The 12,522-nt window shown below is 36.6% G+C and carries 10 protein-coding genes; 9 read left to right on the top strand and 1 reads right to left on the bottom strand.

Going from position 1 to position 12,522, the window contains the following annotated elements; translation table 11 throughout:
• Nucleotides 1–27: 27 nt before the first annotated feature.
• The 8 genes from HMPREF0851_RS06890 (at nucleotide 28) to HMPREF0851_RS06855 (ending at nucleotide 9,718) form a co-directional block, all read left to right on the top strand.
• The gene (locus tag HMPREF0851_RS06890) at nucleotides 28–2,157 is read left to right on the top strand and encodes a Tex family protein (RefSeq protein WP_025169845.1); all 2,130 of its coding nucleotides are present in this window, start codon (nucleotides 28–30) and stop codon (nucleotides 2,155–2,157) included.
• Entirely contained in the window at nucleotides 2,144–2,593 is a 450-nt protein-coding gene (locus HMPREF0851_RS06885; protein WP_001054504.1) for a SprT family protein, read from the top strand. Before HMPREF0851_RS06890 ends, HMPREF0851_RS06885 begins: the two co-directional genes overlap by 14 nt.
• Before the next feature lie 58 nt (nucleotides 2,594–2,651).
• On the top strand, nucleotides 2,652–2,924 hold the full coding sequence (locus HMPREF0851_RS06880; RefSeq protein WP_001085049.1) for a PspC domain-containing protein: 273 nt from the start codon (nucleotides 2,652–2,654) through the stop codon (nucleotides 2,922–2,924).
• Nucleotides 2,925–3,039: 115 nt separating this feature from the next.
• On the top strand, nucleotides 3,040–4,728 hold the full coding sequence (locus HMPREF0851_RS06875) for a hypothetical protein (protein WP_001262750.1): 1,689 nt from the start codon (nucleotides 3,040–3,042) through the stop codon (nucleotides 4,726–4,728).
• Nucleotides 4,729–4,738: 10 nt separating this feature from the next.
• Nucleotides 4,739–5,461, top strand: a complete 723-nt coding sequence (locus HMPREF0851_RS06870; protein WP_000371915.1) for a hypothetical protein — start codon at nucleotides 4,739–4,741, stop codon at nucleotides 5,459–5,461.
• A 3-nt stretch (nucleotides 5,462–5,464) separates the two neighbouring features.
• Entirely contained in the window at nucleotides 5,465–6,586 is a 1,122-nt protein-coding gene (locus tag HMPREF0851_RS06865) for an AAA family ATPase (protein WP_000108001.1), read from the top strand.
• Between the two features lie 383 nt (nucleotides 6,587–6,969).
• Nucleotides 6,970–7,728: an ABC transporter ATP-binding protein gene (locus tag HMPREF0851_RS06860; protein WP_000173358.1), complete on the top strand. Its 759-nt coding sequence runs from the start codon at nucleotides 6,970–6,972 to the stop codon at nucleotides 7,726–7,728.
• 1 nt (nucleotide 7,729) lies between these two features.
• Nucleotides 7,730–9,718 carry an ABC transporter permease gene (locus HMPREF0851_RS06855; RefSeq protein WP_000489373.1) on the top strand — a complete coding sequence of 663 codons (1,989 nt, stop codon included), beginning with the start codon at nucleotides 7,730–7,732 and terminating at the stop codon, nucleotides 9,716–9,718.
• Between the two features lie 239 nt (nucleotides 9,719–9,957).
• On the opposite strand, the gene HMPREF0851_RS06845 is transcribed toward HMPREF0851_RS06855, so the two are convergent.
• Nucleotides 9,958–10,653: a VIT family protein gene (locus HMPREF0851_RS06845; RefSeq protein WP_000005259.1), complete on the bottom strand. Its 696-nt coding sequence runs from the start codon at nucleotides 10,651–10,653 to the stop codon at nucleotides 9,958–9,960.
• A 474-nt stretch (nucleotides 10,654–11,127) separates the two neighbouring features.
• On the opposite strand from HMPREF0851_RS06845, the gene HMPREF0851_RS06840 reads away from it, so the two are divergent.
• The gene (locus tag HMPREF0851_RS06840; protein WP_000914787.1) at nucleotides 11,128–11,907 is read left to right on the top strand and encodes a hypothetical protein; all 780 of its coding nucleotides are present in this window, start codon (nucleotides 11,128–11,130) and stop codon (nucleotides 11,905–11,907) included.
• Nucleotides 11,908–12,522 lie beyond the last annotated feature (615 nt).

Below are 12,522 nucleotides of genomic sequence, written 5' to 3'. Positions count from 1 at the left end.
ATGTTTGGCTTATGGTATAATAGATTCATGGATAAAAAATATGAAAAAATCTCCCAAGATTTGGGAGTGACGTTAAAGCAAATTGATACCGTTCTAAGTTTGACTGCTGAAGGGGCGACTATTCCCTTTATCGCGCGTTATCGCAAGGACATGACTGGTAGTCTGGATGAGGTGGCGATTAAGGCTATTATTGACTTGGATAAAAGTCTGACCAACCTCAACGACCGTAAGGAGGCTGTCTTAGCTAAGATTCAAGAACAAGGTAAGTTGACCAAGGAATTGGAAGAAGCTATCTTATCTGCCGAAAAATTAGCCGACGTAGAAGAACTCTACCTTCCTTACAAGGAAAAACGTCGAACCAAGGCAACCATTGCCCGTGAAGCTGGACTCTTTCCTCTTGCTCGCCTGATTTTGCAGAATGTAGCTGACTTAGAGAAAGAAGCTGAGAAGTTTGTCTGTGAAGGATTTGTGACTGGTAAGGAAGCTTTAGCTGGTGCAGTTGATATCTTGGTTGAAGCCTTATCGGAAGATGTGACCTTGCGTTCCATGACTTATCAGGAGGTGCTGAGACACTCTAAACTTACTTCTCAAGTCAAGGATGAAAGTCTTGATGAAAAACAAGTTTTTCAGATATATTATGATTTTTCAGAGACCGTTGGCAATATGCAGAGCTATCGTACCTTGGCGCTTAATCGTGGGGAGAAACTAGGAATTTTGAAGGTCAGTTTTGAACATGCGACGGACCGTATTCTAGCTTTCTTTGCTGCTCGTTTCAAGGTGAAAAATGCCTATATAGATGAAGTTGTTCAGCAATCTGTTAAGAAAAAAGTCCTGCTTGCTATCGAGCGCCGTATTCGTACAGAATTAACTGAAAAGGCAGAAGAGGGAGCTATTCAACTCTTTTCTGACAACCTGCGCAATCTCCTCTTGGTTGCTCCGCTGAAAGGGCGCGTGGTTCTTGGATTTGACCCTGCCTTTCGTACAGGTGCTAAGTTAGCTGTCGTTGATGCAACAGGAAAAATGCTGACAACACAGGTCATTTATCCTGTCAAACCAGCATCTGCTCGTCAAATCGAAGAAGCTAAGAAAGATTTGGCCGACTTGATTGGTCAATACGGCGTGGAAATTATTGCCATCGGAAATGGAACGGCCAGTCGGGAAAGTGAAGCCTTTGTGGCGGAAGTTCTTAAAGATTTTCCAGAAGTCAGCTATGTTATCGTCAATGAAAGTGGTGCTTCTGTCTATTCTGCTAGTGAACTTGCACGTCAGGAATTTCCAGACTTGACTGTTGAAAAACGCTCTGCCATCTCTATCGCCCGTCGTTTGCAAGATCCCCTTGCTGAATTGGTCAAAATCGATCCTAAGTCAATCGGTGTTGGTCAGTACCAGCACGATGTCAGCCAGAAGAAACTATCTGAAAGTCTGGACTTTGTCGTGGATACCGTGGTCAACCAAGTCGGTGTCAATATCAATACTGCCAGCCCAGCTCTGCTTTCCCATGTTGCTGGACTCAATAAAACCATTTCTGAAAATATTGTCAAATACCGTGAGGAAGAAGGAAAAATCACTTCACGCGCCCAAATCAAGAAGGTTCCTCGTCTGGGAGCCAAGGCTTTTGAACAGGCTGCTGGTTTCCTCCGTATTCCAGAAAGTAGCAATATCCTTGATAATACAGGAGTTCACCCAGAAAACTATGCTGCGGTTAAGGAGCTCTTCAAACGCTTGGATATCAAGAACCTGAATGAAGAAGCCCAAGGCAAACTCAAGTCGCTATCAATCAAGGAAATGGCGCAAGAGCTAGACCTTGGTCCAGAAACTCTTAAAGATATCATTGCGGACCTTCTCAAACCAGGTCGAGATTTCCGTGATTCCTTTGACGCACCTGTACTTCGCCAAGATGTCCTAGACATCAAGGATTTAGTGGTTGGTCAGAAGTTAGAAGGTGTGGTTCGTAACGTCGTTGACTTCGGAGCCTTCGTTGATATCGGGATTCACGAGGACGGCTTGATTCACATTTCTCATATGAGTCGCAAATTTATCAAACACCCTAGCCAAGTGGTGTCAGTTGGAGATTTGGTAACGGTTTGGGTTAAGAAAATCGATACTGAACGGGAAAAAGTCAATCTGTCGCTCCTAGCTCCAGATGAATCTAACTGATTACGTCAAGAAAGTTTCGCTAGAAGACTTCGGAAGACCTTTTATCCATCAAGCCCAGTGGAATTCTCGTCTACGAACGACAGGTGGGCGATTTTTCCCAAAAGATGGGCATTTGGATTTTAATCCCAAGGTCTATGATGAACTGGGTTTGGATGTTTTTAGGAAAATTGTTCGCCATGAACTCTGTCATTATCACCTCTATTTTCAAGGGAAGGGCTATCAACACAAGGATCGGGATTTTAAGGAACTGTTGAAAGCAGTGGATGGATTACGCTTTGTGCCCCCCTTGCCCAATAGCAACTCCAAGCCAATCAAGCTCTATCGTTGCCAATCCTGCCAGCAAACTTATCATCGCAAGCGAAGGATTGATACCAAACGCTATCGCTGTGGACTTTGTCGAGGTAAATTGCTACTAGTAAATCAGCCTGAGGACTGATGAAAGCCGAGCCTACCCGTGATATACTATGTCTAACCTAGTAGAAAGAGGTAATACCATGAACAGTAAATTTTATAAAATGAGACGAAATCGCATGATTTCAGGAGTTCTGGCAGGTCTATCAGACAAGTGGAACTTTGATGTTACCCTTGTTCGTTTTTTGTTTGCCATTTTTACAGTTGCAAACTTTGGACTTGGCGTGATTATCTATATCGTCCTAGCTTCTATCATGCCAACCAAGGAAGAAATCGAAGCAGAAATGTATGGAACAGGCCCACGTAAGCGCAAAGAAGCCCAAGCCATTGACGATAATGAAGGATGGTTTTGGTGAGGTAAATAAGAAAATAAGCTTTGTACTATAAAAGACAAGGCTTTTTTCATCTTGTCAGAATTCATGGCTAAATGGTATAATAAGCGTATAAAAATAATTTGACAGGAAATGGATTATGGCTAATGAAAATGAGTTACTCGCATTACAATTATCAGATATAGAGTTTGAATACGACCAATTGCTTAATTTAGAAAATTCTCTAGAAAATAATCTCAAAGATCTTATTAAAGATATAGAAAAAATTGATTTAGATAGGGAAAAATTACAAAATAATGAATACCTTCAAGAATCTATTGAGAATATAGTCTGGGAGCAAGTACAACTTCAACTTGCTGCACAAATTGGTGATGAGTTTATTAAAGAGAACAACGGACAAACCCTAGATTTACGAAAAGAAGCACATATACAAACTGCTGAAAATTTTGAAAAAGGTAAATTTGCAACCCATAATAGAGATGTTAATTATCAAGAAAGATACGACACTTGGCAAAATAATTTTGTTAAAGACGACTTAGGAAATATTCAAACACACTCAACTCGTTCAGGTAAAATTGTAAATACTTTAACCAAAGAAGCGAGAAAACCATTTGACACCGGAAGGCCAACAGGTTCAAAAGAAAAAGGAACCCAAATGGATCATACAGTTTCTGCTGGAGAGATTATACGTGATCCAAAAGCAAATGCTTTTTTGACAAAAGAAGAGCAGATTGCTTTTGCAAATAGTAAAGCTAATCTTAACGAAATTAGGAGTGAGGTTAATCAAGCGAAGGGAGATTTATCTACATCAGAATTATTCGATAATCCAAACTCTAAGGGACAATATGCTAGAGAAGTCCATAATATTAGTTCAAAAGAAGAGAAACAGTTAAGAGAGAAAGATAAAGAGGCACGCACGGAATACGACAGAGTGAGAGATGAGGCTGAGAAGCGAGCTATTCAATCAGGTAAAAAATCACGACGCGATGAGGCATTAAAAATTTCCGGAAAAGCTTTGAAAGCAGCGCTTTTACAGTTATTATCAGAATTTTTGCGAGAATTGATTTCTAAATTTATCTCCTGGCTAAAAGATACAGAAAGAAACTTATCGACTTTTATTGATAAAATAAAAGAGGCTATCATATCTTTTGTAAATAACTTAGCAAATCATGTATTAAATGTCGGTAAATCTGTAGTTACAATGATTGCGTCTGCAATTGTTGGACCTGTAATTAATACAGCTCTTAAAGCTTGGACCTTTATACACCAAGGTTGGAAATCTTTGAAAGAAGCAATAGATTATATAAATAATCCTGAAAATAAAGATAAAAGCCTTGATATTATGATGTTAGAGGTTGGAAAAATTATTGTTGCGGGTTTAACAGCTACAGGTGCAATTGTAGTTGGGGAAGCTTTAGGAGCATCCCTCACAGCAAGTTTTCCAGTTTTGGCTATTTCAATACCACTTTTGGGAACAATCGGTAGCGTCATTGGAACATTTATGGGAGCAACTTTATCAGGAATTATTGGCGCTTTCGTACTAAAAATGATTGATCAGCAAATTGTCAATAAACAAATTTCCGAGCTAAATTCTAAGAAAATTGATCAAAATAATGAAATGTTAGTAATCCAAGATCAATTATTAGATGTTAAGAGTATAAAGTTACAAGTTGAAAAAGATTCTGTTATCAATACTATTAAGGAAAGACATGATATAGCTGCTTCAATGATGAAAGAAAAGCTGTCAGATATTTTTGCAGAATCTACAAGAGACGATAAAAGTGACTTTGATGAGATTGATACTTTATTACAAGAATTATTAGATTAAGGAGAAAAATATGGACCAAGAAGTATTTGAGCAAGAACAAGATTCGTTTAATGGAAACATTAGTAGACATGATTTTGACCAAGCTAAAGAACAACTAAAAGAATTTGCTGAGCAAATTGGAGAAGAACTTTATTTTGATAGAGTTAGAACTCATGAAGATTTCTTTGGTTTTGAATTTGCTGAACACGGAGTGACTGGAAATGAGTTTAATACCTTAGTTGAGCAAATTCAAAATTATTTCTCAAAATTCTATGAGAGACAACAAAAGATGGTAGAAGAATTTGGTCAAGTATATATAGCTTTGGAGGCTCTTGATAAAGATTATATTCAAGCAATTTTATCTTCAGTGGCAGCAATTGATCATACAAATAAAAAAATTATAAGAGAACAAGAACGTCTTCAAAAGACGATTGAAAATCAGAAAGCAACTCTAGTAGCTCTTAAGCAGTTCAAAGAGAAACTTAACGAAGAAAATAGCAAAAACTCTATAGAAAAACATGAAGTAATGCTTTCTAAATTCAATGATAGACTTGAAAATCTAGAACAATTCGCAAGTACTCTTCCTTCAGAACCAGTTTCAAATACTGGAGAAATTGAGCAACTTAGGAGAGAATTAAATGAAAGTAAACAACAAATTCAATTTATTTCAAATCGCCTTCTAACAGTCTTTATTGTTTCTGGAATTTCTATTGGTATGTTAGTGATTGCCTTGCTTTTCATGTTATTGAGGTAAGATATGTCAACTTCTCGAGATAAATTAATTTGTAGTGCAAAGAAATTAGACTTCTATTTTGGAAAAGAAAATAATTATCTTGATAAAGTAAATAATATTATAGAAAATCATACTGATACAAAATCAGTAGCAGAATTGTATAAATCTATTTTTTTATTACAACAAATTAACAAACGAAACAAGCTTACACCTTTATTGAAAGATTTATCTGATAATCTAGCTAGTTTTCTTGGATATACTTATCTATTTGATACTTTGGAAAAAGAACTAAGTCACCAAAAGAAATCATCTTTAGACGACCTTTTGGTGGAACTAAATCAGTTAGTAGGTTTAGAGAAGGTAAAAAAAGAAGTTAGTCGTTTAATTATTTATCAAAAAGTTCAGTCAAAAAGGAAAGAGTCTGGTTTAAATATTCCTAAAAGAACTTTACACATGGCTTTTATGGGAAATCCAGGAACAGGAAAAACAACTGTTGCTAGAATTATTGGAAGAATGTACTACCAATTGGGACTTTTATCCAAAGGACATTTTTTAGAAGTCTCCAGAACAGATTTAATTGCAGGTTACCAAGGACAAACTGCACTGAAAGTTAAAAATGTCATAGAAAAGGCAAAAGGTGGAGTTCTCTTTATTGATGAGGCGTATAGTATTACTGAAAATGAAAATACTGATTCATACGGGCGAGAATGTTTAACAGAACTTACAAAGGCTTTAGAAGATTCACGAGATGATTTAATTGTTATTGTGGCTGGTTATACCGAACCAATGAACCATTTCTTTGAATCAAATCCTGGTTTGAAATCTCGATTTAATTATTTTATTAATTTTGAAAATTATTCTTCTACAGAATTGTTAGATATTTTTGAAACATTAGCAAGAAAAGACGACTACAATATAGATGACAAGCTGAAAGAAGTATTATTAAATTATTTTAATGAAAAGTTAGAAAGTAATCTCACCAATTTTTCTAACGGTCGCTTTGTTCGAAATCTATATGAGGATTTAATAATGAATCAAGCTGTCCGACTTAACCAAAGTGAAGATGTGAATTTAAAAGAATTAACTTTGTTGATTAAAGATGATTTTTGTTTAGATGAAAATTGTTCTAGTGACATAGATTTATAATCAAACGAAAGAATGAATCTTCAAACTGTTTATGAATGTATTATTGACCGTTGCAGTCAATTTACGAATCTGAACCCTTGTATCCGCAAGGGTTTTCTTCTTGCCTTCTTTTTATGGTAAAATATTTTTAATAAAATTTCTAAATTCCCCCCAATCTTACAAAAATGTAAGATTAAAGTCTTTTTTGTAAGGTTAGGTTATGGCAAGCGGTCTTTTTTTGATGTAAACTAGACTCATAAAGAACAAAGGAGTAACATCATGAAACAAATCTTACATAAGAAAACAAGAAAACCAAGCCACAAAGATATCGAGCGCGTTCAGCTGGGATGCGCTATGATGCAAGAGACATTTCATTTGATGGGATATTAAGAAAGGAGATTCTCATGACACTTTTAGATGTAAAACACGTTCAAAAAATTTATAAAACTCGTTTTCAGGGCAACCAAGTAGAAGCTCTCAAGGATATTCACTTTACCGTCGAAAAGGGCGACTACGTTGCCATCATGGGTGAGTCTGGTTCTGGTAAATCAACTCTTCTCAATATCCTAGCTATGCTGGATAAACCAAGTCGTGGTCAGGTTTACCTGAATGGAACTGATACAGCAACCATTAAAAATTCACAGGCTTCTAGCTTCCGTCGTGAAAAGTTGGGCTTTGTCTTTCAAGACTTTAATTTGCTAGATACTCTCTCTGTAAAAGACAATATCTTGCTTCCGCTTGTCTTGTCAAGAAGACCTATTACGGAGATGATGAAGAAATTGGTGGTGACAGCTGAGAATCTAGGCATCAACCAATTACAAGAGAAGTACCCTTACGAGATTTCTGGTGGTCAGAAACAGCGTGTAGCAGTAGCCCGCGCCATCATTACAGAACCTGAAATTCTCCTTGCGGATGAGCCAACAGGAGCTCTTGACTCCAAGTCCTCTGCAGCCTTACTTGATGTCTTTGATGAAATCAATGAGCGCGGCCAAACCATTCTCATGGTAACCCACTCAACGGCAGCAGCTAGCAGAGCTAAACGTGTACTCTTTATCAAAGACGGCATTCTTTACAACCAAATCTACCGTGGAGAGAAAACAGAGCGTCAGATGTTCCAAGAAATCTCTGATACCTTGACTGTCATGGCAAGCGAGGTGAATTAGTATGTTTCGATTAACCAATAAGTTAGCGGTATCGAACTTGATTAAAAACCGCAAACTCTACTATCCTTTTGCGCTGGCTGTTCTCTTGGCAGTCACTGTCACCTATCTCTTTTACTCCCTAACCTTTAATCCTAAGATTGCGGAAATCCGTGGAGGTGAAACGATTCAAGCTACTCTTGGATTTGGTATGTTTGTCGTTACCCTTGCGTCTGCCATAATCGTCCTCTATGCCAATAGTTTTGTTATGAAAAACCGTTCCAAGGAACTGGGAATTTATGGCATGTTGGGATTGGAGAAGCGTCATCTAATCAGTATGACCTTTAAGGAGTTAGTGCTATTTGGAATGCTAACTGTTGGAGCAGGAATCGGTATTGGAGCCTTGTTTGACAAGTTGATTTTTGCTTTCCTACTCAAACTGATGAAATTGAAGGTTGAGCTGGTCGCTACCTTCCAGATGAAAGTTGTCATTACAGTGCTTGTTGTCTTTGGTTTGATTTTCCTAGGTCTCATGTTTCTGAATGCTCTTCGAATCGCCCGTATGAATGCCCTCCAGCTCTCACGTGAGAAAGCTAGCGGTGAGAAAAAAGGTCGTTTCCTATCTCTCCAAACTATTCTTGGTACGATTAGTTTAGGGATTGGATACTATCTTTCCCTTACTGTAAAAGATCCTCTTACAGCCCTAACAACTTTCTTCCTAGCTGTTTTGCTGGTTATCTTTGGTACTTATCTCTTGTTTAATGCAGGAATTACAGTCTTCCTACAAATCTTAAAGAAAAACAAGAAATACTATTACCAACCTAATAACCTCATCTCTGTTTCCAACTTGATTTTTCGTATGAAGAAAAATGCGGTTGGGCTAGCAACCATCGCTATCTTGTCAACAATGGTTTTGGTAACCATGTCAGCAGCGACAAGCATTTTCAATGCCTCAGAAAGCTTTAAAAAAGTTCTAAATCCTCATGATTTTGGGGTTTCAGGGCAAAATGTTGAAAAAGAAGATTTGGACAAACTCTTGAGCCAGTTTGCAAGTGACAAAGGTTATAAGATTAAAGAGAAAGAAGTTCTTCGTTACGCTTACTTTGGTGTTGCAAACCAAGAAGGTAGCAAGTTAACCCTTTTTGAAAAAGGACAAAATCGTGTCCAACCCACAACAGTTTTCATGGTATTTGACCAAAAAGATTATGAAAATATGACTGGCCAAAAACTGTCTCTATCAGGAAATGAGGTCGGACTCTTTGCAAAGAATGAGGGAGTTAAAGAACAGAAAGCTCTAACTCTAAATGATCATCAATTTTCTGTCAAAGAAGAATTTACTAAAGATTTCATTGTAAACCATGTTCCAAATCAGTTTAATATTTTGACTGCTGATTACAATTACCTTGTTGTACCTAATTTACAAGCCTTTTTTGACCAATTCCCAGATTCGGCTATCTATAATCAGTTTTACGGTGGTATGAATGTAAATATCAGTGAAGAAGAACAACTCAAGGTCGCTGAAGAATATGATAAATACCTCAATCAGTTTAATGCTCAATTAAACACGGAAGGTAGCTATGTTTACGGTAGCAATCTAGCAGATGCTAGTGCTCAGATGAGTGCCCTCTTTGGTGGTGTCTTCTTTATCGGTATTTTCCTATCCATTATCTTTATGGTCGGAACCGTTCTGGTCATCTACTACAAACAAATTTCTGAAGGTTATGAAGACCGTGAACGCTTTATTATCTTGCAGAAAGTCGGTTTAGATCAAAAGCAAATCAAGCAAACCATCAACAAACAGGTTTTAACTGTTTTCTTCCTTCCTTTGCTCTTTGCCTTCATACATCTCGCCTTTGCCTACCATATGCTTAGTCTGATTTTAAAAGTGATTGGTGTAATAGATACGACTATGATGTTGATTGTGACCTTGTCTATCTGCGCTATCTTCCTCATCGCCTATGTGCTGATTTTCATGATTACTTCTAGAAGCTATCGCAAGATTGTACAAATGTAAAAAAAGATACCTCGACTTCAAAATCGAGGTATTTCTTGTATTTTATACTCAATGAAAATCAAAAAGTAAACTAGGAAGCTAGCCGCAGGTTGCTCAAAGCACTGCTTTGAGGTTGCAGATAGAACTGACGAAGTCAGCTCAAAACACTGTTTTGAGGTTGCAGATAGAACTGACGAAGTCAGTAACCATATATACGGCAAGGCAACGCTGACGTGGTTTGAAGAGATTTTCGAAGAGTATTAAATGCTGAAAAGTTGTCCGAGTAAGAAGGTAACTCCCATAGTCAAGAGACCAATAGCAAGGTTACGAATCATAGCTGTTTTGGTTGGGGCTTTTCCAAGTTTGGCACTAGTGTAGCCAGTCATCAAGAGTGAAAGACCTACAATCAGGACAGTAGCTGGAATGCGGTAATCACTTGGGAAAATGGTCACTGACAGCATTGGAGGCAAACTTCCAAGGAAAAAGGCAACAAAGCTGGAAACAGCAGCGTGCCAAGGATTGGTAAATTCTTCGTACTCAATCCCATATTTTTCCTCGACCAGAGCCTTGAGTGGATTTTTAAGAAAGGCCTTATTGGTCAAGAGTTGAGCAGAGGTTTCACATTCTCCATTTTGGATATAGGCAGTATAGAGGGATTTTTTAGCTAGTTCTATATCTTGGTCTAGTAAGAGTTGCTCACGCGCAACAGCTGCTTCCTCAGTATCTTTTTGAGTTGAAACGGATACATATTCTCCACCAGCCATTGAAAAGGCACCGGCCAAAATAGCTGCAAATCCTGATAAAAAGATAATCCAGATATTGCTAGTGGCACTGGCAACCCCGATAACCACACCAGCAATGGAAATAATTCCATCATTTGCACCAAGAACACCCGCACGCAGGATATTTAAACGACCTGCAAAATTTGAATCAATTTCGTGATTTGTTTCTGACATACTATTCTCCTTTTTATCCAGTATAAAGGAAATAGCTAATGAAATCAATCTTTTAAAAGTATCTGAAAAAAGTTGCACGATTTTAATTTTACGAGCTTTTTTAAAAGTTAGAAACAGCACTAGCTAGTAGAGAAGGATAAAAGAGAAGCAAAGCTGATAGACTTGTCCTTTTTCTACTTATCTATGGTATAATAGGAGGTAGATTTACTAATCGGAGTAAGAAAGATTTTATGATTAAACTAGTAACAACAGAAATCGGAATAAAGTAATTTATACAATAGAATACTAAGAAAGTCTTGGAATAAGCTTGTTTTAGAAAAATTGAAATTTTATTGCTTAGTCGTGTAATTTATGAATTTTAAAAATGTAGTATAATGTTAATGTAATTGTTAATCGTTAAAATGTACAAAATTGTTAGTATGTATTTGTAATTGACGTTTCAAATCAATTGAGTAAGAATGAAGGAGGCAAATAATGCTCAAGAAATCTTTTGATGAATGTTACTGCACTTCAATACATGATATTGCAACCTTGGATGATATAGCTGATTTTGTGGAAAGTCATGATGGTAAGTTAGGTAATTATGAGGGCACTATGTTTTGTCCAGAGTGTAGATCTGCAGAGCTAAGTTATGTGCATAAAACTTCTAAAAAAAGAGCATTTTTGAGAAGGAAATCTAGTTCGAGACATTTACCGTATTGCTCCTACATTCATGAATATAGTTCTATTCAATTTTCTAAGGAGTATTATGAGTCATTGACGGATGGACAAATACAGGATAAAATGGCCTCTATGATGCGATTATTGCTACGGGATCCCCTAGTTAATAGGGTGATTACCACCCAAGCAACGAACAATGTAGAAGTTGATAATCCATTGCTTCTAAAGAAGGAGAAGAATGGTCAACAAATCCGAAGGTCACTCAGACGCAAAAAATTGAGTACATGGCTTGGTGAAGAGATTGCGGGAGAACTTTATTTGTTTTATGGTGAAGTGAAATTAAAGGTTCAAAGGATTGAAAAAACTAATGAGGCAGGAGAGTCATACTTCTATTGTTTTTTAGATATCTTTTGTGAAAATAAAAATAGAGAGTGGAAGAAAAAAACACAAATTTATAGAGGTGCTACGGAAGATAGTATTGATGAAAAACAAATTTATCATTTTGTCGCCGTCGGCAAGCTAGATTTTTCTAATGGTTTTCCAAAATTGGAACTATCTAATAAACAATCGCTCTTATTTAAAGTGGTTGAATAACTATATATTTCTATAGCCTTTTATATGAGTTACATATCTTAAACATATTAAAATTATAGATTATAGACAAAAAATCGGCTCTTTGTCAACTGTAGTGGGTTTCTGACATACTATTCTCCTTTTTATCCAGCATAAAGGAAAGAGGTAATGAAATCAATCTTTTAAAAGTATCTGAAAAAAGTTGCACGATTCTAATGATGTAGAAATTTCAGCATTTTTTCTGATAAATCAAACACCGAGGGTAATGAGTATAGAATTGCATAAAAAATTTAAATTAAATATGAAAATCATTTTGTTCACTTTATAATCGTTTACAAGAAAATAATTAGTATTAAATCAAATAAAATCCAAATATTTTGCGAACTTTTTTATATTTTTTTCGTAAAACGCTTTACAAGTTCTTAAAAACATGATATAGTAATGGAGCTTAGAAAATGAGATGATGTTTTCTAGCAAATATAAACCCGAGTAAAAAATGCCTACGGACAGGCAGGGTTGAATGCCGAAGCGTGGTTGAAAAGCCACATTATTGATAGGGTTAAAAGCCTACTTTTATAAGTTGATGTTAGGACACTTGTCCTAATTCATAAATTTTTAGTGTGGTGAAAGCACACG

The organism is Streptococcus sp. M334 (assembly GCF_000187745.1).
Classification (GTDB): Bacteria; Bacillota; Bacilli; order Lactobacillales; family Streptococcaceae; genus Streptococcus.
The sequence above is the reverse complement of the archived record's forward strand: the minus strand, read 5'-3'. Positions and strand labels throughout refer to the sequence as shown.